Origin of the sequence: Dongshaea marina (assembly GCF_003072645.1) — a bacterium.
Taxonomy (GTDB): domain Bacteria; phylum Pseudomonadota; class Gammaproteobacteria; order Enterobacterales; family Aeromonadaceae; genus Dongshaea; species Dongshaea marina.
The window spans coordinates 4744307-4765244 of record NZ_CP028897.1 but is presented as its reverse complement, the minus strand read 5'-3'; the positions used below and the strand labels follow the sequence as shown (position 1 = coordinate 4765244).

Below are 20938 nucleotides of genomic sequence, written 5' to 3'. Positions count from 1 at the left end.
TGAGCCTGGTGCTATCTGTTATCAGGCGAGCTGAGATCTCAGTTGATTGAGCACCGCCTGACCGTCAGGTAGCACGCCACGCCACAGCAGGAAGCTCTCGGCGGCCTGCCACACCAGCATCCCTAAGCCATCGAGGGTTTCCCGCACCCCCTGCTCCTTTGCCCAGCGGTTAAAAGGGGTGATCTCTTTGCCATAGACCATGTCGTAGCAGACGGTATCTGGAGCCAGCAGTGCCGGGGAGATCGCCGGAAGCTGCCCGCTCAGACTGGCGGAGGTGGAGTTGATAATGAGATCAAAGTGTCCCTCAAGGGCTTCAAAAGAGGATGATTGAAGGGGTGCTCCATCCTCACTAAATTCCCGGACTAAAGTTTCAGCTTTGCTCAAGGTGCGGTTGGCTACTACCAGTTGTGAGGGGCTCTCTTGGAGCAGAGAGCCCAGGGCCCCGCGGGCGGCACCGCCGGCACCCAGCAGCAAAACCCGCATCTGTTGCAGTGAGCCATAGCGGTCCTTGAGATCATGGACAAGGCCGGCTCCATCGCTGTTATCACCAAACAGGGTGCCATCGCTGTCGATAGAGAGCAGGTTGACCGCCTTGGCCTGGGTGGCACGCTTGCTCAGTCTTTTAGCAAGACCAAAGGCCTGCTCTTTAAAGGGCAGCGTCACGTTACACCCTTTGCCACCAGCTTTGATAAATGCGTCCAGGGCATCGGCAAAACCATCGATGGGAGCCGGGTACTTGTGGTACTCCAGCTGCTGGCCGGTTTGGGCCGCAAAGAGTTGGTGGATGGTTGGCGAGAGACTATGGCTGACCGGGTTGCCAAATACGCCGTAGAGATCCATGGAGCTGTCCTGTCGATTCAAAGTGTAAATGACAATGTAACGCCGAAACGTCTGTTGACTCAAGGATTAGCCAGCTTTTGATTTGCTGAAAGATCCATCGATAGTTTGCGATGAATCACAACACGCAAAGATATCTTTGGTAGACTGCATGGCTTTAATTTTGCTCAGTCGCCCGGCAGCGGAGAGTTTTATTATGTTGATTAACCCTAAACCCTTAAAAAGCTATCCCTGGTGGCTCAAGCCCTTTTTCTGGTCCCAGCAGCGTCGCTATGGGCAGGTCCTCAAGCCTGGCCTGTTGTGGGCCAGGATCCCTAAGCTGTTTGCCGCAGTAGCTTTATTGTATGGGGTATTGGATCGCAAGCGCTCGCCCATCGATCCTGTACTGCGCTCCCTGGTGACTGTGCGGGTCTCTCAGATCAACTGGTGCTCCTTCTGTGTGGATATTAATGGCATGGTGCTGATGAAGCGTGCCGGCAGCGAAGCCAAGGTTGAGGCCCTGAGCCAGTGGCGGGAGAGTGAGCTGTTTGATGATAAAGAGCGCGCCGTTCTCGATTATGTCGAGGCGGTGACCTATAGCGATCGCCAGGTGAGCCCTGCTCAGCTTGAGGTGCTAAAAGGCTATTTTGATGAGGATGCGGTGGTGGAGCTGACCGGGTTGATCGCTTTTCAAAACCTTTCGAGCAAATTCAATGCAGCTTTAGATGTTCCGGCGGAGGGTTTTTGCAAGGTGCCGCTGGCAGATGACTTTAAGGAAAAATCAGGTGACTAAGTTCTCTGGATGGTTAGCGATACTATTCAAGTGGTTGTTATTGCTAGTGGTGCTGTTCGGTGCCTATCAGATCCCCCCGGTGCATCGGCTGTTCCACGAGATGTTGGAGGTCATGCTGTCGCTGGATGTCCATCAGGTGAAAACCTACCTGTTGTCCTTTGGGATCCTGGCACCGATCATCTCATTTTTGTTGATGATGCTCTCTGTACTGGCGCCCATTCCAACCATCATCATCACCTTTGCCAATGCCATGCTGTTTGGCTGGTGGCAGGGGGCGCTGCTCTCCTGGGCAAGCTCGATGGCCGGTGCGACGCTGTGCTTCTATATCTCTCGCTGGTGTGGACGTGACGTGGCGACCCGGCTCATCTCCCACCAGGCGCTGGGGGCGATCGATCGCTTTTTTGCCCGCCACGGTCAGTATGCAATCCTGATCGCAAGACTGCTGCCCTTCATCTCTTTTAAGATGGTGAGCTACGCCGCCGGCCTGACCTCCATGAGCCTGTGGCATTTTTTCTGGGCCAGCGCCCTGGGTGAGTTGCCGGCAACCCTCATCTACTCCTGGGTGGGCGGCATGTTGAGCGGTGGGATGCGCAACCTGGTGATTGGCTTGCTGTGCCTGTTTGCCCTGAGTGTATTCTTCTACCTGCTAAAACAGATATTGAATCAGAATAAGTCAGAGAAAATTGAGGAATCTCAGTCCGTATGAAAAAGCTCTTAATCGGTATGTTTGCCTGCATGGTTCTGGGGGGCTCGCTGCCGGCCCGGGCCGCGATGAGTGATTATTTTATTCAGCCTCAACAGCTTAAGGCTCACCTTAAGGATTATCTGGTCATCGATGCCCGGGGGATGACCCCCTACCTTGAGGGGCATATCGAGGGCGCCTATGTTGCCACCTGGCAGGAGTTCTCAGATATTAAGGGCAAGCCCGGAGCGGCGCAGTGGGCGACCCTGGATGATCATGCCAAGTTGCAAAAGGAGATCCGCAAGCTTGGGATCTCCCGAGATAGCAAGGTGGTGGTTTATGGGCGTCCCGGCGGATGGGGCGAGGAGGGGCGTATCGCCTGGACCCTGAAAACCGCAGGAGTCGACAAGGTGTGGATCCTCGATGGGGGCTACCAATACTGGAAGGCTCACGATTACCCCACGGCTCATCTGCCCTCATTTGCCGACCAGAGCCAGTTTAAGCTGGGCCAACTCAACCCATCGATGAAGATAGGCTCCAGCACCCTGCAACAGCAGTATAAGAGCTTTAAGATCATCGATTCGCGGACCTCCAAAGAGTATCAGGGCGCAGTCTTGTATCACGAGGCTCGCGGAGGGCACTTGCCCGGAGCCGTCAACCTGCCCTTTACCCAGCTGCTGCGCCCCGACGGGATGATCCGCAGTGGCAAAGAGATCCGGGAGATGCTGGGGAAACTTGGGATCAAACCGAAGGATCGAGTGGTCACCTATTGTACGGCAGGGATCCGCTCCGCCTATCTGGCCCTGGCACTCAAGGCCGCAGGCTTTGAGCATGTGCAAAATTATGTTCCCTCCTTTTACTATTGGGCGGCGCAAAAGCAGCTACCCTTGACGGCATAGTCAGAATATTTTCCGGGGAGACTGGATGTCTTGTCGTTACTGCCTGTCGGATCTGTTTCGTGAAAAGCTGGGACGCTGCCGGGCCTGCATGCTGCAGTGCCTGGTGGGGAGCCTCATCTGCTGGGGGCTCTTTCTCTGGCAGGCTCTGGAGAGCATGACTTCGGTCGAGGCGATCGCCGCCCTCATGTTTGCAATCCTGTTTTCCCTGCTGCTGCTGGCCCATGGCATCGCCTGGTGCTGGTATCGCCTCAGGGACCGCTCTTCTCCCTCCTGACGCCCCGCCCGGGTGTTATCTTTATGACACAAGCAGTGATACAGATGGCAAAGGGGATTGTTGAAATGACATTTTTTTGCCGGGTTTGTCGATACCCCGTGAATGAGAGTAGCTCTCAACAGGGTCCCTGTTATTGAGAAGAGTTACTGTTTAAAACTTTTTGATCTTTATAAACGGTTTTATGAATTCTTTGTTCTAAAGACTCTTTGATGCGGGCTCGTTGCCGATAACTTAAACAGAAAAACAGAATGCTTATCGTCTTTAGGAACACAATATGCATTCTTCCTCATAACGAATAAAAGGTGAATGGAGGGCTTGATTATGTTAGCTCATCGACCATTCGGAAAGAAGAAGCTTCACAATGTGAATCGTATTGTTATTGCGGCCCTCTCTTTGGTTGGCCTGTTAAGCGATGGTGTGTTCGCGGATATAGTGGTGATGTTTGCTGTCATCATCTGGTTGTGGTTACCAGAGTGGGATGAACTGGTTCAAAGGGTTCAGCGTGTCACCACCCATGCGCAGCAGGTTGCTCGTCAGCATCGTAAATGAATCTCTCCGGTTCCTTGTTGTCTCTTCTCAGTTAACCCGCAGCTCAGACTGCGGGTTCTTTCTTTGTATCCGTCATAGCGGGTGCCGCGCAGTGCGCCTGGATTGTTCAGGGAGTTTTCATATAGTTAGGGAGAGTTTGGATTTATTTTGCTCAATAGCTGTTCAAAACTTGACATGGATCTCAATTTATAGCCATATAGACGTCTATACGTTTTTTGTTGCAGGGAGGTAGACGTGGGATTTGATAATGCACGATGTGTCGAGAGTTTGAATCAGGGGTTGGCCGATTGCCGGGGAGGTATCGAGGTCTCCTTCGAGTTTTTTCCGCCACGCAGCGAGAAGATGGAGCAGACCTTGTGGAGCTCGGTGGAGCGTCTCAAGCAGTTTTCCCCAAGCTTTGTCTCTGTCACCTACGGGGCGAACTCCGGCGAGCGGGACCGGACTCACAGGATCATTAAAGAGATCCAGAATAAAACCAGCCTCAATGCAGCACCCCACCTGACCTGTATTGATGCAACGCCCGGAGAGCTCCAGGCCATAGCCGAGGATTACTGGCAAAGTGGCATTCGCCATATCGTTGCGCTGCGCGGCGATCTGCCTCAGTCCGGCCACAAGCCCGAGATGTATGCCACCGATCTGGTGAGCCTTCTCAGGGGGGTTGGCGACTTTGATATCTCGGTTGCCGCCTATCCCGAGGTTCACCCTGAGGCCCGCAGTGCCGAATCCGATCTCCTGAACCTGAAAAACAAGATAGAGGCCGGGGCCAGCCGGGCCATCACCCAGTTTTTCTTTGATGTGGAGAGCTTCCTGCGGTTTCGCGATCGCTGTGTCGCCGTCGGGATCGATGCCGAAATAGTGCCGGGGATCCTGCCGGTCTCCAACTATCAGACCCTCCTCAAGTTTGCCTCATTTGCCAATGTGCGGATCCCGGGTGGATGCATGAGCGCTTTAGCGGCCTGGATGATGATCCCCAGACCCGCAACATGGTTGGTGCCAGCATCGCCATCGATATGGTCAGGGTCCTCTCCCGTGAAGGGGTTGGGTCGTTTCACTTCTATACCCTCAATCGCAGCGAGCTGACCTATGCGATCTGCCATATTTTGGGGTGTGGCTCCGCCGAAGCGGGAATCTCAGGGAGCCTTTGAGCCGCACAAGCTGGTGGTAATTCACATCTGCTGTGGATGTGTGGATTCAACTATCAGCGGCACGCTGTAAATCCGAATCTCTTCCATGAGATTCCTTCCCAGCTCAGCCTCCTGCTTCACGTGCGTTGCTCCGAAAGCAACTTACCCATGGAATCTCTACTGCCGCATCCCTGCGGCAGAAGGCCGGTGATGTGAAACCAAAACATCTTAAATACCAGCAACCGATCTGAGGCGTAACCCAAGCTCTAAGAGGCGCCCGGGTGAGGTTTCAGGCAGATCCCTGCGCAAAATTTTAAACCTCAACAGAAGCTTTCAATGATTCATCTATACTTTGCGGTAAAGGGATTTTTGAGGGTGGAGCATGGGATTTTTGAGCTGGAAAATACCGGGGATCTTTGCCTGTGGCTTGCTTATCTGCCTGCCGGCTCTGGCTGATGAAAAGCTGGTGACCATTTGCGATGATGCCGCCGAGTGGCCTCCCTATGTATTCTATGAGCGGGATAAGAACGGAGATACCACCCGCTTTATCAGCGGCGCCTCGGTCTCGGCCCTGAAAACCATTCTTCAGGAGCAGGGGTATGCCATCAAGATCCGCCTGCTGCCCTGGAAGCGCTGCCTCAAGGAGGTGGCGAACTACGGGACCAGCAAATCCTTTGAGATGGTCACCAACGCCAGTAGCAACAGCTGGCGGCTTGAGAAGTTCCTCAGAAGCGATCCCTTCTACCAAACCCGTGAGGGTTATTTCTATGATGGGCTGCGTTTCCCCCAGGGAATTCAGATCCGCAGCATCGAGGATCTGGATAAGCTGTCGATCTGTGGGGTTGCCGGCTATAACTATGAGCCCTACTACCAGGCAGGGTTAACCACCCTGGTCGATACAGGTGCCCATAATGTCTACCAGGCGATGCTCAAGATGGTTTCACGCCGCTGCGAGGTGGTACTCAACTCGATAGAGCCGGTTCTCGGGGCCGAAGCTCTGGGTCTGTTCCAGCTGCCGCCGAGTATCCGTCATCAGGCGCTGCCGGTCGGAACCAAAGATTTCTATATGTGGGTGTCTAAAGAGTCGCCCCGGGGCGAAGAGTTGATCACCATCATCAACCAGGGGTTGAAAAAGCTGCGTGACAGCTGCCGCTATGAGTCTTTCTATACCAAGTATCTGCCGGAGGGATCAGGACTTAAGCCGGTGAAGGGGTGTAAGCCATGAGTTGGAGGGGCGTACTCCTGCTGGTGGTACTGATGACCTTCTCTTTTGAGCTATGGACCCAGGAAGCCAAGCCCGGGGAAACTAAGACTCAGGAGCCGATCGGGGTCGAGGTGTTGGCCGATGCCAACTACCCTCCATACTCCTATGTTGATTCTGATGGAGAGCCTGCCGGGCTCTATTATGAGATCCTCAGCCGGATCTTCAATCGGATGAAGAACTTCCAGGTCTCGATACGCCCCATCCACTGGAAGCGGGGCCTCGAAAAGCTCAGGACCGGTGATGGCTTTGCCCTCTATCCACCCTACTACCTGCCCCGTGAGCGCCCTTACATGTGGCCCTACTCCTACCCGATCCTGGATGAAAAAGTGATCGTGGTATGCCATCAGGACAGCAAGACCGAGAATGAGCGGATCCAGTGGCCCGATGATTACATCGGGCTGAGGTTTGGCCTGAATGCCGGATTTAGACTCGGCGGGAAACGTTTTTGGGCACTGGTCAATGGGGGGCAGATTGAGGTGATGGTTGCCAAGGGGAATCGCCACAATATTCTCAAGCTGCTACGAAACCGTATCGATTGCTACATCAATGATCAGGTCGCGATCTACTATAGCCTGGGCAAGCTTATCAGGGAGGAAGAGGTAACTCAGGAGCAGTCGAAAACCATCATTCAGGAGGTGACGGTTTCCCGGGAAAATGGCTACCTGGGTTATGCCAGCAACAATGAGAAATTTCCGTTTCGTGATGATTTCACAAAAAAATTTAATGTAGAGCTCGCCAAGATGCGCCACTCGGGTGAATTAGAGTCCCTGGTCCGCCGCTTTATCGAGGGAGACTAAATAACTGTTCCAAATAGTAGGCCACTTGGGGTAGCTGTTGAATGGTGAATAAGCAGACCCTCTGCGTCAGGGATGACGCGGTGGAGCTTCCATGGATTCATAGCGTGTCTGCGGTCACATATCAACAGATGTAGCAATAATAGGATCAGCTATTTAGCTTCCGGGTCTCCTGGATTGCTGTCCCTCATCTTCTCTCATTCCGACCTTATTAAATATTTATTTATAGACGTCTAAACGTCTAAGTTCTAAAGTTGCAACAATGCTGTTAGTATCAATAAACCCCAGTTAACAGGAGTGAAGGAGTCACGGTGGCAGAGCAACAGGTTAGGGCATTAGAGCAGGAATTTTCACAGCGGATCATGCTACTCGATGGTGCCATGGGTACCATGATTCAGCAGCAAAATCTGACCGAGCAGGATTTTCGCGGCGAGCGTTTCGGACAGTGGCCCTGTGATCTCAAGGGCAACAATGATCTGCTGGTATTAACTCAGCCTGAGTTGATTCAAAGCATTCACCGCCAGTATCTGGGGGCGGGGCGGATATCATAGAAACCAACACCTTTAACGCGACCCGAATCGCGATGGCCGACTATCAGATGCAGGAACTAAGCGCCGAGATCAACCTGAGGGCGGCCCGGCTGGCCCGGGAGGTAGCCGATGAGCTCAGCCTGGCCGAGCCGGATAAGCCGAGATTTGTAGCCGGGGTGCTTGGACCGACCAATCGAACTGCTTCCTTGTCACCGGATGTTAACGATCCCGGAATGCGTAACATCAGCTTCGAAGAGCTCAGGGCGGCCTATTTTGAGTCGGCTCAAGCCTTGATGGATGGGGGGTAGATCTGCTGATGATTGAGACTGTGTTCGATACCCTGAACGCCAAGGCCGCCATCTATGCCATCGAGGAGCTGTTTGAGCTATCTGGGATACGTCTGCCGCTGATTATCTCCGGGACCATTACCGATGCCTCGGGACGGACCCTCTCCGGGCAAACCACCGAGGCTTTTTACAACTCACTGCGCCATGCCAAGCCTCTGGCCTTTGGCTTGAACTGTGCCCTGGGGCCGGAGCAGCTGCGCCCCTATGTGGCAGAGCTGGCAGGATATTGTGAAGGCTATCTATCGGTACATCCCAATGCAGGCCTTCCCAACGCCTTTGGTGGCTATGATCTGGGTGTTGATGAGATGGCTGAGCAGATCGGCGAATGGGCACGGGCGGGACTTCTCAACCTGGTGGGGGGCTGCTGCGGAACTACCCCCGAATATATTGCGGCCATTGCCAAGGCGGTGGAGGGATGCCCGCCTCGACAGCCAGTTTTGGATGATCATCAGTGCCGGCTGGCTGGATTGGAGCCTTTGAATCTCAATCCACAGAGCTTCTTCGTCAATGTGGGTGAGCGCACCAATGTGGCAGGCTCCGCGCGCTTTCGGCGCCTGATTCGTGAGCAGCAGTATGAAGAGGCGCTGGAGGTGGCCCGCCAGCAGGTCGAGAATGGTGCGCAGATCATCGATATCAATATGGATGATGCGATGCTGGATGCCGAGCAGGCGATGGTGCGCTTTTTGTGTCTCATCGCCTCTGAGCCTGATATCTCCCGGGTGCCTTTGATGATCGACTCCTCTCGCTGGGAGGTTCTGGAGGCGGGACTGCGCTGCGTTCAGGGCAAGGCGGTGGTGAACTCTATCTCGCTTAAGGAGGGAGAGGCCGAGTTTCTTGAGCATGCCCGTAAGCTGCGCCTCTACGGCGCGGCGGTGGTGGTGATGGCCTTTGATGAAACCGGCCAGGCCGACACCCTGGCGCGCAAGGTTGAGATCTGCAGCAGAGCCTACCAACTGCTGGTGGAGAAGGCGGGATTTTCTCCCCAGGATATCATCTTTGATCCCAATATCTTTGCGGTGGCGACCGGGATTGAGGAGCATAACAACTATGCGGTGGATTTTATTGAGGCAACCCGCCAGATCAAACTGAGCCTGCCTCACGCCCTGATCTCGGGCGGGGTCTCTAATGTCTCCTTCTCATTTCGTGGCAACAACCCGGTGCGTGAGGCGATCCACTCGGTGTTCCTCTACCATGCAATCGCGGCCGGTATGGACATGGGGATCGTCAATGCCGGGCAGCTGGCTATCTATGAAGATATTCCGCAGGAGCTGCGGGATGCGGTGGAGGATGTGGTGCTCAACCGCTCCCCCGAAGCGACCGAGGCCCTGCTGGCGATTGCTGACAAATATCGGGGAGAGGCGGATAAGGAGATTGAGCCGGAGCAGCTTGAGTGGCGCAGCTGGCCGGTGGCTAAACGCCTGGAGCATGCTCTGGTCAAGGGAATCAACCAGTTTATTGAACAGGACAGCGAGCTGGCGCGACAGGAGGTGGAGCATCCGTTGCAGGTCATCGAGGGGCCGCTGATGGCGGGGATGGATGTGGTTGGCGAGTTGTTCGGTGCCGGCAAGATGTTCCTGCCCCAGGTGGTGAAGTCGGCCCGGGTGATGAAGCAGGCGGTGGCCTATCTGCAACCCTTCATTGAACAAACCAAGCAGCAAAAGCAGTCCAATGGCAAGATGGTGCTGGCCACGGTCAAGGGCGATGTCCACGATATCGGTAAGAATATCGTGTCTGTGGTGCTGCAGTGCAATAACTATGAGATCATCGATCTTGGGGTGATGGTGCAGTGTGAAACCATTTTACAGGCCGCCCGGGAGCATGATGCCGATATGATTGGTCTGTCCGGTTTGATCACCCCCTCGCTGGATGAGATGGTGCATGTGGCCTCAGAGATGAAGCGTCAGGGATTTTCGATTCCGCTGCTGATCGGTGGAGCCACCACCTCCAAGGCGCACACAGCGGTGAAGATCGATCCAAGCTATGATCATCCGGTGATCTACTCACCGAACGCCTCCCGGGTGGTGGGGCAGGTCCAGAGTCTTCTCAGTCAGGAACACAGGCAGGCCGCCCTGGATCGGGTCGAACGCGAATACCAGCAGCTCAGAGAGAGCTTTCGCCAGGAGCGCGAACATCCTTTGCTGCCTCTGGAAAAAGCAAGGGAGAATCGATTGCGGCTGGATTGGCAAGGCTATACACCACCCAAGCCCAGCCAGTTGGGCTGTCACTATCAGCTGGATCTCTCCCTGGATGAGGTCCGCCACTATATCGACTGGACCCCTTTTTTCACCACCTGGCAGTTGCGGGGGCGCTACCCCCAGATCCTCTCCCACCGTGAGCATGGTGAACAGGCACGTCAGCTCTATGCCGATGCTAACCGGATGATTGATGAGTTTATCGAAAGCGGTGCGGTGCGTTGTGCGGCGAGCTGGGGTCTGTTTGCCGCCAATAGCGAGCAGGAGAGTATCAGCTTATATCGGGATGAGTCTCGCGATGAGGAGCTGACCCGGCTGCATTTTCCGCGTCAGCAGCGTGATAAGTCCGGACGGGACAACCGTTCGCTGGCGGACTATATCGCTCCGGTAGACAGTGGGGTGGCCGATTACCTGGGCGCCTTTGCGGTGACTGCCGGACTGGGGGAGGCAGAGCTTGCCGAGCAGTATCGGCAAAACCATGATGATTATCACCTGATCCTGCTGCAGGCGGTGTGTGATCGCCTGGCAGAAGCCAGCGCCGAGTATCTGCATCTTAAGATCCGTCGGGAACACTGGGGGTACGCCAGCGATGAGACCCTGGATAATGAGAGCCTGATCCGCGAGCTGTACCAGGGCATTCGTCCTGCGCCCGGTTATCCGGCCTGCCCCGAGCACACCGAGAAGGCTAAATTATGGCAACTGTTGGATGTGGAGCAGACTCTTGGGATGCGCCTGACCGAGTCTTATGCCATGGTACCGGCGGCCTCAGTTTCCGGCTGGTACTTCTCTCATCCCGAGGCGAGCTATTTCACTGTGGGCAAGCTGGCAAAGGATCAACTGCGGCACTATGCCCGCCTCAAGGGCTGGAGTCTGGAGGTGGCGGAGCGCTGGCTGGCACCCAACCTTGGATATATTCGCGACCAGGATCAGTAAGTTACCCGGCTTCGGGGATTAGAGCATTTTCTCCATAAATGGAGACAACGCTGTGATTAATCTCAGGCTTTACACGCTGACTCGCAATGCCATCCTTGGCCGCTCCACTGCAGCGTCCTTGCTGCAGAAGGTCAGCTTAGCAAAGCCTGAAATTCTTTTAGTCGAGCCGAATGTGATTATTCTGATTAATCCGAGATAGCTCTGGCCCTGAAGCCCTTTTTGTCTGGACCAGGCCCATAAAAAACCCGGCACAGGCCGGGATAAAAAATCTCAATCATCTGTTTGTTGTATCTGTTATCTAGGCGGCGCAGACCGTTGATTCAACCAGTTTCTGGTGGAGGGTCTGCTGGGCTCGGGTTAGTTTATCGGCCGAGATCAGGCAGGAGACATTGAGCTCGCTGCTTGATAGTGGCAGGCTGGGGATCTGCTCCTGATGCAGCAGTTCGTACAGCTTATGGGCCGTGGGGTGGGTATGCAGTGCGGCACCGACCAGTGATAGCTTCGCCAGCTCGGTTTCCACCTGGTACTGTTTGGGACTAATGGCGCAGCGCTCCAGGATCTTTAGCATGTGTGGTAGCTGACTTTGCGGAGCCACTGCGGTGATCTTCTCCAGGTTGCCCTCATCGGCAACCCGGGAGATGAGCTCCAGCTCAACCCCGCAGGTATTGAGTTGATCCAGTGGCTGATCCAGAGCGCCTCTTTCAGCGCTCAGCACGATTTTGGCGACCCGGTTGAGGGCGGTGACCCCGGTGATCCCGGCCGGGATATTCCCATGTTTGTCATGAATTCGGGTTCCTTCACCCCGGGTAAAGGAGGAGCGCAGGTGAATATGCACCTTATGTGACTGAGCCATCTTGACGCAGCGGCTATGGAGTACCCGGGCACCCTGACGCGCCAGCTCCAGCATTAGCTCAAAACTGAGCTCCCTGTGTTTGAATGCGCTGGGGATGATGCGGGGATCGCCACTATAGACACCATCGACATCCGTGTAGATATCAACCTCTTCAAGGTTGAGGGCCGCGGCCAGGGCGACTGCTGTGGTATCTGAACCACCGCGACCTAAGGTGGTGATACAGCCAGTTTCATTGATCCCCTGAAAACCGGCCACGATCACAACATAGCCTTCATCCAGGGCCTGGGTGATCTTGCGGTTATCGACACTTTCGATATGGGCATTATTGTAGGCCCCCTGGGTTCGGATATTGAGTTGAGGGGCGGTAAAAGAGATGGCTTTGAGTCCCTGCTGCTGCAGGGCCATCGCCAGCAGGGCGATGGAGATCTGCTCGCCGGTGGCCAGCAGTTGTGCTAACTCTCTTCCCGAGGGGCTGAGTGAATCTTATTGGCCCGTTCCAGCAGTTCATCGGTGAGATCTCCGGGGGCGGAGACCACGATCACCAGCTGATCGCCTTGTGCTACTTTCTGCTCTGAACTGCGGGCAATGGCCTGCAGTTGCTCAGGATCTCTGACAGAGCTTCCTCCATACTTCTCTACGCGTATTACCATCTATGTTTCCCTATTCCATGGATTACTGTGAGCGATCTTATAAAGATCAGAAATGACCGCAGTTGCGGTTGGATACTTACCAGCCCCCTCACCGTAAAGCAGGGTCTTACCACTGTGACGCCCCTGGATCTCAACGGCGTTATACACATGATCGACGCCATACAGCAGATCGTCCGGTTTCACCGGGGTTGGGGCGACACTCAGGCGGATCTCGTTGCCGACCCGCTCCGCCTCGGCGATGAGTTTGAGCTTTTGTCCCGCACCCTGAGCCGCGGAGATCTGCGATTGGGTGTCAGAGTCGATCCCCTGAACCGAGATTGAGGTGAGCGTCTTAAACCGTTGCCAGGTGAGATAACTCAAAAGGCTCAGCTTGTGGGCACTGTCGATCCCCGCAAGATCGAAATGGGGATCGGCTTCCGCATATCCCTGCTGCTGAGCCTGGGTGAGGGCACTCTCAAAGTCCTGGCCCTGATGCATCTGGGTCAGGATGTAGTTGGCGGTTCCGTTGAGGATGCCGCGCACCCGGGTGATATCGCCACTGAATAGACCCTCATACAGCGGGGTAAGCAGAGGGATCCCTCCACCCACCGCGGCTTCAAAAAAGAGCTTCACTCCATGCTGATTTGCCAGTTCAAACAGCTCTTCACCATGCAGTGCCAGCAGGTGTTTGTTGGCGGTAATCAGGTTCTTTCCACTGCTGAGAGTAGACAGTGCGATATGGTAGGCATTATCAATGCCACCGATCAGCTCGATTACCGTCTCTACTTCGGGGTCCCGGAGGGCCTGGTTGTAATCTGTGGTGAAGTTCGGGTGCTGCGGTTGCGAGTTGCGGTCACAGAGCCAGACAATCTGCAAGGGAGCACCGATCCGTTTTTCAATCTGGCAGCGCTCGCGCTCGATCAAATCGAGAACGCCGCTGCCAATGGTACCTAAGCCGATGATTGCAATTTTCATAGAGAATTCCTTATGTGATTTAGCCAGTTCCGATAAAACTGCTGGCGGTGATTGAGCCAGCTCATCTCGGGGGAGAGAGCCGGATCATCATTTGGAAAGTAGTGCTCAGGAAGAGCTCCTCCGTCTCGCAAATATTCAAACTGCAGCCGCTCCCTCTGGTACTCGGGATGGCCGGTAATAAAAAACTCCCGAAATTCCGGGGTGGCCGCCATATAGACCCCTGCACGGGAGGAGCAAGCCAGGATCTTCAGGCCATTGGTCCGCAGATCCTGCTCCCTGTTACAGGTAAATCGGGAGTGAGGTACCCTGAAATCCCCAGTGATGAAGGGGTTTGGTTCACAGCTGTGGGGATAAACGCCAAACAGTTTTTCCGGCAGGGGATACTTAGGGATCTGGTACCTCAGGTAGAGGGCGGCCTGGGCTGCCCAGCAGATATAGATGGTGGGCAGGCTGTTATCCAGGATCAGGTCCCTGAGCTGTGGCCAGTAGTCAACCTCCTCAAAGGGAAGGTGCTCGACCGGAGCACCGGTGACGATTAATCCATCATAGCTTCGCTCAAAAACAGCCTGTAGCGGATGATAGTTCTGCTGAATGTAGGACCAATCCTGATGCTTACTGCGGCGAAACGGGCACAAAAACTCAAGTTCAATGTTGAGAGGAACATCGCTGAAAACGCTAAAAAACTGCTGCTCTACTTCACTTTTAAAGGGCATCAGGTTGATGATGCCGAGCCTTAGATCCGCGCGCTCACAGCTAAATTGAGTGCTATCAAACCCTGCATCCTGGGTTGCCTGATAATTTTTGGGGGTACAGATCGCCATTGAGCCTCCGGTCCGGTGCAGGTTTTTTGCCTACACCCATGATCAAATTCGGGTTTTGGTGAAAGCCTGGAGCAGATCTTGTTTCAGATCATCGATATGCTCCAACCCGACGGAGAGTCGTAATGAGTCTGCCGAGATACCGCTTTGGGCCAGCTCGCTGTCACTGAGCTGGCTATGGGTGGTGCTAGCAGGATGAATGATCAGGGACTTGGCATCGGCGACGTTTGCCAGGTGTGAGAAAAGCCCTAACGCATCGATAAAGCGTGCCGCCCGCTCGCGTCCGCCTTTGATCCCAAAACTGAAGATAGAGCCGGCGCCTCTGGGGAGGTACTTTTCGCTGAGATCCTTGGGCGCATCCTGGCAACACTCGGGGTGGGAGACCCAGAGAACATCCGGGTGCTCATTGAGCAGCTCGGCGATTGCCCGGGCATTACTCACATGGCGTTCGACCCGCAGGGAGAGGGTCTCCAGTCCCTGGAGGATCAAAAAGGCATTGAAGGGTGAAAGCACGGCTCCCGTGTCTCTGAGCAGCCTCACTCTGGCCTTGGTGATAAAGGCCAGCTCCCCGAGATCGGCATATTTGAGCCCATGATAGCCGGGATCGGCGGTGTTAAAGCTCTCGATATGGCTCCAGTCAAAACGGCCGGAGTCTACAATGAGTCCGGCGATACTGGTGCCATGCCCCCGATGAACTTGGTGGCGGAGTGAACCACTATATCGGCACCATGTTGAATCGGCTGTTGCAGATAGGGGGTCGCGAAGGTGTTATCGACTATGAGTGGCAGGCTGTGCTGGTGGGCTAACTCGCTGATCCGCTCGATATCCACCGGGGTCCCGAGGGATTTCCCAGGGTCTCAATGAACACCGCCCGGGTCTTTTCATTGATCAGGGCTGCGATCTGATCCGGCTCGCTGGCATCAAACAGTTGGCAGCCTATTCCAAAGTCACCCAGGGTGTTGGTCAAGAGGTTATGGGTGCCGCCATAGAGGTTATTGGCCGCGATGATCTCATCCCCGCTGCGGGCGATGGTTAAGATCGCATAGGTGATGGCCGCAGACCCCGAAGCGACGGCAAGTCCGGCAACGCCCCCTTCCAGGGCCGCAATCCGCTCCTCCAGGACGGCCGTGGTGGGATTGCCGATGCGGGTATAGATATTTCCAGGCTCCTCAAGGTTAAACAGGCGAGCGGCGTGCTCGACGCTGTCAAACTGGTAGGAGGCTGTCTGGTAGATGGGCACGGCGCGAGCTTTGGTGGCCGGGCATGCCTCTTGTCCCGCGTGAAGTTGTAGCGTTTCGAATTGATAACTCATCTGAACTCCCTGTTGTCACTTAACAAACCACCTCCGCTGACAGGGAGTTGGTTTAGCGAAACGCTACCCTTTCCATCTGTCAGGAATTAGCACCACGCCTAAGGCAGGTTGCTGAAGCATCACAGGGCCTGTCCCTCCGCTTCTCTTGATGGTTGTAAATTGTATTATTTAAAGACGGTGAGTTTTTGAACACCGTACTAATGAATAACTATCACAGGCGGAAAAGCTGGGTCAAGAAATATGTCTAGATGTCTGGGGGGCTATACGTATGGATGGGAAAATTCACAAAGGGGGGGAGCCGAAAAAAGCGAATTAGATTTCTAACTGAGTCTATCGCGTTGTTCGAAATATGGCCAGAGCCGTGATTGAGATCACAAAAATTTTTTTAATTATCCTGATTTTTTAAGAGGTTATCAGGGGGCGCTGTTTGACCGGCGGTCAGCCGATTTGTGCCGAAGGCACATTTGCCGCTGCCGAGCGGCAACGGGAAAAGGGTATTGCTTGTCCAATACCCTCTTCACTCCCAAGGACACCCCGGTATTTGCTATTTCCTTAATTTTCAAAATCGCAAAGGTACAGGCAAACAGCACCTCCATGTACTGATTGCCTTTTCGCAGCATCCATGCTGCTCACCCTTTGCTCCTCTTTGAAACTACCGGCGCAAATAGACGGGGATTTAACCCCCGTGAGTGAGCGCCGAGGCGAACCTTTGAAAGTTGCTACTTCTTTTCGAGCCATGGATGGCGAGCAGCGAAGGTCGATGGTTGGACCCATCGTGCGTAGCGAGATTTTGCCTACTTTTGACGATACAAAAGTAGGGCGCTGCCGGCAGATAACACCATCCCTGGCTATCCCTGCATTCGCATATCCTTATGCATCGGCGATCCCGACGAAGCCACAAGTTCTTATTGAGTGTTCAGGCAGGCAGATGCGGTGGCATCGTCGGTTTGAGAGCTGCTCAGTGGCTTTTCGATTTTAAAAATGGCCAGCATCAGCAGCAGGGTGATGGCGGCAAAGGCCAGAACACTCATTGCAAGCTCAAAGGGAGTGGTGAGCTTAAAGAAGCCCAGCATGAAAGAGACAATACTGGTGCCAATCATGATGGATGCACCAACCAACGCCCCGGCACTGCCAGCAACCTTCTTAAATGGGGCGACGCTTTCACCAAAAAAGTTGGGGAATACCATGCCGGAAAAGTAGATGGGAATAAACATGAATAGCCCCAGCCAAAACAGTTTATCAGAGGCGAGATCCATTGTGGTTGCCAACAGCAGGGCGCTGGCAGCCGAGATAACCATCGCACCACCCAGTTTGAGGTTATGCTGGGTGCGCCCCAGATGCAGGGTAAAGCGATTAGTCATGTTACCCAGCATCCAAGCGACTCCCATCAGTAGCGCGAGTTTACCAAAAGTAACCGGGCTATATCCCCAGCTGGATTCGACAATAAAGACCCCGATGATGCTAAAGGAGAGCATTACTGAATAAAGCAGGGCCATACTTACGGCTCTGAGGGTAAAGCTGGACGACTGAATAATTAGAAAATAATTACCAACCACATTTTTAATTGAAAATTCGTGCTTATGTGCCAGGGTCTCCCGGTACACAAATAGTATTAATAAGAATGCCACTGAGGCATAGGCCGACAGGAAATAAAAAGCTGATTTCCAGCCAAAGTAGTGTTGCAGATATCCTCCCAGATAGGGGGCGATGACCGGGCCGATCGACCAGGTGATCGTCATGTAGTTCATCATTTTTTTATATTGATGACCACTGAAAATATCCGGAATAATTGCTCGAGAGGCCACGCCACAGATAGAGATACTGATCCCCTGGAGGGCGCGGAGAATCATGAAGGATTCAATACTGTTGATCATAGTGATGCCATAGGTTGAGATGGCAAAAGAGAGCATGCCAAACAGCATCAGTTTCTTACGGCCAAAGCTGTCGGTCAGCGGTCCTGAGATAAGCTGAAATAGTCCAAAGCTGAGAAGATAAACCGAAATTAGGCTCTTGGTCAGGCCCGGAGTTGTTGTGAAATAGTGCTGAATATCCGGTAATGATGGAATAAAAAGATCCACACAGAGTCCGGATATAGGGGTTATAAAAAAGCAGACAAATGTAAAAAGATATTTTTTGTCAAACATGGGACAACCTTAAACTTTTAAAATAAAAACCATCAACTTATTAAGGGTTAATCTGTTACTGAAGCCGGGATGAACGGGCGCAAGACGACCCGATGAGGCCGATCGGATCATGCGTATTGGTGTTTAAAAATTCACAGAAGCTTTCGAAAAGCAGAGTATAGCAACTTGATTGTTCTAAAAAAATAACCAAAAATTAAATGCATAATTGCATTTTTTGGAATAATAAATGCCATCCCTCGAGACTTTACACTGCTTTTTGTGTGTTGCCCGTCACCTGAGCTTTGCCAAGGCTGCACAGGAGCTGGGGTATGCCCACTCCTCGATATCACGCAAGATCTCACAGCTTGAGCAGGAGCTTGGGGTCTCTTTGTTTACCCGTAGTACCCGCTCGGTCACCCTGACCGATGCCGGCTCTTTGTTGCAGGAGGAGGCCAAGTCCACCCTGGAAACATTTGATGGTATGTTTGAGCGGGTTCGGGAGCTCGGAGAGTACCCAAGGGGCAAGGTGCGGATCGCCTGTCCGAGTATTTATGCCGAGTGGTTTTTGCCACCTCTGCTTGCCGAGTTAAGAGCCCGCTGGCCCGAGCTAAAGCTGGAGGTGATGACGGATGAAAAGCTGGTGGATCTGGTCTCCGGAGAGGCTGATTTTAGCATTCGGATGGGGGTGCCAAGTAATAGCAGCCTGATAGCCCAGAAGATCTGTGATGTGGACTACTGGTTACTCGCCTCCAGGGAATATCTTGCCAGACATCCGGCGATCACCTCACCGAAGGATCTGCTCAAGCATAACTTGTTGGCCTTTAAGGTGAGCTCCTATCATCAACAGTGGTATTTTGATCAAGAGGGGAAGAGAGAGGCGATCCCTATTGGTGACAGCGCCTTTAAAACCAATGACGCCAGGCTGATGCTATCTATGGTTCGCTTGGGTGAGGGGATCAGCATGATCGGCTCCGTGGTGGGGCGCCAGGAAGTGAAGTCCCAGGAGATGGTGCGGGTGCTGCCTGAGTACCAGATGGTTCCCCACCAGGAGGGGAGCTGCTTCTATATTCTCTATACCCGGGAGCGGGGTCAGCTGTACAAGGTTCGGGTGGTGATCGATTTTCTGCTGAAAAAGCTCCGGGAGCTGCATCAAGTGACTGAGTGATAGCCCGCGGGGGGGCGTGTTTCACATCTGTTGTTGATATCCGGTTTCACGTCTCACCAACACTGTGTATCCGTCCATGGAACCTCTGCTGCCGCATCCTCGCGACAGAAGGTTGGTGACCTTGATATCAATACACCTTTGTATGAGCAACGGACCTAACACATAACCCCGCGGGGAATACTTCTGACCTGCTTCTGGTCAGCATCGGCATTTGCAGCCTGGCTGCAAATTACCAATCCACAGGAAGATGTCTGCTATTTGAGAGGCGGGCGCTTCTGATGGTGGCGATCCAGCTGCTCTTTCATCTTCTTGCGACTGGTCTCAACATTCCAGATGTAGCGGTAGGCCAGGTAGTATTTGCTGATGTTGCTGACATAGCGGATGGTCTCATCACTGATGTAGCGAGCGGCGACAACCTCAACATTGTTGAACCAGATATTTTCATCAAAGCCATGCTTGGTCGCCAGGGCGCGGACCCGACTGATCCGGTTAGGGCCAGCGTTGTAGGCCGCCAGGGCAAATAGATAGCGGTTTCTCGGCGTCATCTGCTCCTGGTTAAAGAAGTTATCTATCATAAATCTCAGGTACTTGGTTCCGGCATGGACATTATTTTCCAACTGTTCAATATGTGGGATATTGACATAGGGCTCACGGGCGGTGCTGGGAAGTACCTGCATGATCCCGATGGCGCCTCGGTTGCTTCGCTTGTTCTGGTTAAGGCCGGATTCCTGAAAGGCCTGAGCGGTCAATAGCAACCAATCCATCTCGTAGGTGTCGGCATATTTTTGGAAGATGGGTCCAAAGCTGCGAAACAGGTGCTGTTGATCAGCTTTTTGCAAGCGCCGCAGCCAGCCGGAATGCTTGAGGTACCGTCCATAGACGATATTGCCAAAGCGGGTGCCCTTGCGGTGACTCTTTAAAAAGTGGTTGATCGCGTTGGCAAGCTCGGGACTTCCCTTGCGAAAGGCCCAGCCGATATTGCGGTTGGTCGCGATAGCCAGATGTGGATGAACCTTGATGTCTGGTAGCACCTTTCTCCAAAGCTCGGCCAGGTGACTGTCGGCAACCGTCATCGGTATGATCCCCTCATTGACCATATCCAGAATATCGCCCGATTGCAGGTAGTTGGGCAGCAGCTCAATATAGATGGGGGGGAGCTCTTTTTTCTCCAGCTCATGGTTAAGATGTTGCAATGACTCATAGTAACTCGAGCTTTTTTGCACCCAGATCCGTTTGGCGGAGAGCGAGTCCAGGCTCTTGAGGTCCGAGGCCCCATTATGGGTGATAATCAACTCCTTGACCCCTGATAGACAGGGCGGGAGAAGGAGACCAGGGCCTGGCGGCCGGGAGTGATGGTGAGATTGGCAATGGCGATGTCACCTGCACCCGTGATTAGTTTTTTGAAGAGCTGATCGCGCCTGACCGGGATGATCTCAATTCTTAGCTTGAGTTTCTGATGGCGAAAATATTTATGGTTCAGCCATTTTTCGAATTCGCGGATCTGCAGTGTGGTGATCCCCTTCTGAGCCCCGTTGTGCAGATAGTAAAACCCCTTTTGATAGACCACCAGAACCCGAATGACCCTTCGCTTGAGCAGGTTGTCGAGATCCCCCTGATACAGGCTACGCAACGCAGGAAGCGGTGAGACCTCTGAGGCCTGGCTCAGAGGCTGGTAGCCGCTACAAAGCAGTAAAGTGACGAGCAAGAGTATGCGATAACGCATCTGAGTATGGGTCCTGTGGTTGGAGATATATCAGCCGCCATTTAATAACAATTATGGACACTGTGCGATTTGTGTGTAGTTAACCGGCTTTCTTCTATTCTTGTAACAGAGCCAGATCCCCCGGCCTTTGCCAACAGGGAGAG

Annotated in this window: 16 protein-coding genes, 3 pseudogenes and 1 riboswitch; of the genes and pseudogenes, 10 read left to right on the top strand and 9 right to left on the bottom strand. The window is 53.7% G+C overall.

Going from position 1 to position 20938, the window contains the following annotated elements; genetic code table 11:
- Positions 1-21: 21 nt before the first annotated feature.
- On the bottom strand, positions 22-840 hold the full coding sequence (aroE, locus tag DB847_RS22300; protein ID WP_108652640.1) for a shikimate dehydrogenase: 819 nt from the start codon (positions 838-840) through the stop codon (positions 22-24).
- 193 nt (positions 841-1033) lie between these two features.
- On the opposite strand from aroE, the gene DB847_RS22295 reads away from it, so the two are divergent.
- The 9 genes and pseudogenes from DB847_RS22295 (at position 1034) to metH (ending at position 11197) form a co-directional block, all read left to right on the top strand.
- The gene (locus DB847_RS22295) at positions 1034-1609 is read left to right on the top strand and encodes a carboxymuconolactone decarboxylase family protein (protein WP_108653065.1); all 576 of its coding nucleotides are present in this window, start codon (positions 1034-1036) and stop codon (positions 1607-1609) included.
- Complete coding sequence (locus DB847_RS22290) at positions 1602-2315, top strand: TVP38/TMEM64 family protein (protein WP_199911659.1); 714 nt, start codon at positions 1602-1604, stop codon at positions 2313-2315. The genes DB847_RS22295 and DB847_RS22290 overlap by 8 nt, the downstream gene beginning before the upstream one ends.
- Complete coding sequence (locus DB847_RS22285) at positions 2312-3190, top strand: sulfurtransferase (protein WP_108652638.1); 879 nt, start codon at positions 2312-2314, stop codon at positions 3188-3190. The genes DB847_RS22290 and DB847_RS22285 overlap by 4 nt, the downstream gene beginning before the upstream one ends.
- A 25-nt stretch (positions 3191-3215) precedes the next feature.
- Positions 3216-3464 (top strand): DUF3624 domain-containing protein, encoded by a 249-nt coding sequence (locus DB847_RS22280; protein WP_108652637.1) that lies wholly within the window; start codon positions 3216-3218, stop codon positions 3462-3464.
- A 321-nt stretch (positions 3465-3785) separates the two neighbouring features.
- Positions 3786-4013 (top strand): hypothetical protein, encoded by a 228-nt coding sequence (locus DB847_RS22275; protein WP_108652636.1) that lies wholly within the window; start codon positions 3786-3788, stop codon positions 4011-4013.
- A gap of 300 nt (positions 4014-4313) precedes the next feature.
- A pseudogene (gene metF / locus DB847_RS22270) lies at positions 4314-5158 on the top strand (methylenetetrahydrofolate reductase).
- 361 nt (positions 5159-5519) lie between these two features.
- Positions 5520-6362, top strand: coding sequence for a substrate-binding periplasmic protein (locus tag DB847_RS22265; protein WP_108652635.1), 843 nt, complete (start codon positions 5520-5522; stop codon positions 6360-6362).
- The gene (locus tag DB847_RS22260; protein ID WP_108652634.1) at positions 6359-7198 is read left to right on the top strand and encodes a substrate-binding periplasmic protein; all 840 of its coding nucleotides are present in this window, start codon (positions 6359-6361) and stop codon (positions 7196-7198) included. The genes DB847_RS22265 and DB847_RS22260 overlap by 4 nt, the downstream gene beginning before the upstream one ends.
- Before the next feature lie 359 nt (positions 7199-7557).
- Positions 7558-11197 (top strand): annotated as a pseudogene (gene metH / locus DB847_RS22255) (methionine synthase).
- 298 nt (positions 11198-11495) lie between these two features.
- On the opposite strand, the gene DB847_RS22250 reads toward metH, so the two are convergent.
- From DB847_RS22250 to DB847_RS22220, 6 genes and pseudogenes are all read right to left on the bottom strand, one after another.
- Complete coding sequence (locus DB847_RS22250) at positions 11496-12455, bottom strand: aspartate kinase (RefSeq protein ID WP_267897730.1); 960 nt, start codon at positions 12453-12455, stop codon at positions 11496-11498.
- A 47-nt stretch (positions 12456-12502) separates the two neighbouring features.
- Positions 12503-12700, bottom strand: coding sequence for an amino acid kinase family protein (locus DB847_RS26235; RefSeq protein ID WP_108652632.1), 198 nt, complete (start codon positions 12698-12700; stop codon positions 12503-12505).
- Entirely contained in the window at positions 12701-13654 is a 954-nt protein-coding gene (locus tag DB847_RS22240) for a homoserine dehydrogenase (protein WP_108652631.1), read from the bottom strand. It lies immediately after the preceding gene.
- Positions 13651-14475, bottom strand: a complete 825-nt coding sequence (locus DB847_RS22235; RefSeq protein WP_108652630.1) for a homoserine O-acetyltransferase/O-succinyltransferase family protein — start codon at positions 14473-14475, stop codon at positions 13651-13653. Before DB847_RS22235 ends, DB847_RS22240 begins: the two co-directional genes overlap by 4 nt.
- Positions 14476-14517: 42 nt before the next feature.
- A pseudogene (locus DB847_RS22230) lies at positions 14518-15784 on the bottom strand (O-acetylhomoserine aminocarboxypropyltransferase/cysteine synthase family protein).
- Positions 15785-15853: 69 nt separating this feature from the next.
- Positions 15854-15939: riboswitch (SAM riboswitch) on the bottom strand.
- Between the two features lie 750 nt (positions 15940-16689).
- Positions 16690-17862 carry a multidrug effflux MFS transporter gene (locus DB847_RS22220; protein WP_234418459.1) on the bottom strand — a complete coding sequence of 391 codons (1173 nt, stop codon included), beginning with the start codon at positions 17860-17862 and terminating at the stop codon, positions 16690-16692.
- A gap of 292 nt (positions 17863-18154) precedes the next feature.
- Between DB847_RS22220 and DB847_RS22215 the strand changes: the two genes are divergently transcribed.
- Entirely contained in the window at positions 18155-19072 is a 918-nt protein-coding gene (locus DB847_RS22215; protein WP_108652627.1) for a LysR family transcriptional regulator, read from the top strand.
- Positions 19073-19326: 254 nt separating this feature from the next.
- On the opposite strand, the gene DB847_RS26230 is transcribed toward DB847_RS22215, so the two are convergent.
- Positions 19327-20364 carry an MltF family protein gene (locus tag DB847_RS26230; protein WP_108652626.1) on the bottom strand — a complete coding sequence of 346 codons (1038 nt, stop codon included), beginning with the start codon at positions 20362-20364 and terminating at the stop codon, positions 19327-19329.
- Entirely contained in the window at positions 20361-20795 is a 435-nt protein-coding gene (locus tag DB847_RS26225) for a transporter substrate-binding domain-containing protein (RefSeq protein WP_108652625.1), read from the bottom strand. The genes DB847_RS26230 and DB847_RS26225 overlap by 4 nt, the downstream gene beginning before the upstream one ends.
- Positions 20796-20938 lie beyond the last annotated feature (143 nt).

What these genes read in the sequence shown, in the direction of transcription:
- aroE (WP_108652640.1), bottom strand. Translation starts at nt 840, where the DNA reads ATGGATCTCTACGGCGTATTTGGCAACCCGGTCAGCCATAGTCTCTCG.
- DB847_RS22295 (WP_108653065.1), top strand. Translation starts at nt 1,034, where the DNA reads ATGTTGATTAACCCTAAACCCTTAAAAAGCTATCCCTGGTGGCTCAAG.
- DB847_RS22285 (WP_108652638.1), top strand. Translation starts at nt 2,312, where the DNA reads ATGAAAAAGCTCTTAATCGGTATGTTTGCCTGCATGGTTCTGGGGGGC.
- DB847_RS22280 (WP_108652637.1), top strand. Translation starts at nt 3,216, where the DNA reads ATGTCTTGTCGTTACTGCCTGTCGGATCTGTTTCGTGAAAAGCTGGGA.
- DB847_RS22275 (WP_108652636.1), top strand. Translation starts at nt 3,786, where the DNA reads ATGTTAGCTCATCGACCATTCGGAAAGAAGAAGCTTCACAATGTGAAT.
- DB847_RS22265 (WP_108652635.1), top strand. Translation starts at nt 5,520, where the DNA reads ATGGGATTTTTGAGCTGGAAAATACCGGGGATCTTTGCCTGTGGCTTG.
- DB847_RS22260 (WP_108652634.1), top strand. Translation starts at nt 6,359, where the DNA reads ATGAGTTGGAGGGGCGTACTCCTGCTGGTGGTACTGATGACCTTCTCT.
- DB847_RS22250 (WP_267897730.1), bottom strand. Translation starts at nt 12,455, where the DNA reads ATGGCCCTGCAGCAGCAGGGACTCAAAGCCATCTCTTTTACCGCCCCT.
- DB847_RS26235 (WP_108652632.1), bottom strand. Translation starts at nt 12,700, where the DNA reads ATGGTAATACGCGTAGAGAAGTATGGAGGAAGCTCTGTCAGAGATCCT.
- DB847_RS22240 (WP_108652631.1), bottom strand. Translation starts at nt 13,654, where the DNA reads ATGAAAATTGCAATCATCGGCTTAGGTACCATTGGCAGCGGCGTTCTC.
- DB847_RS22235 (WP_108652630.1), bottom strand. Translation starts at nt 14,475, where the DNA reads ATGGCGATCTGTACCCCCAAAAATTATCAGGCAACCCAGGATGCAGGG.
- DB847_RS22215 (WP_108652627.1), top strand. Translation starts at nt 18,155, where the DNA reads ATGCCATCCCTCGAGACTTTACACTGCTTTTTGTGTGTTGCCCGTCAC.
- DB847_RS26225 (WP_108652625.1), bottom strand. Translation starts at nt 20,795, where the DNA reads ATGCGTTATCGCATACTCTTGCTCGTCACTTTACTGCTTTGTAGCGGC.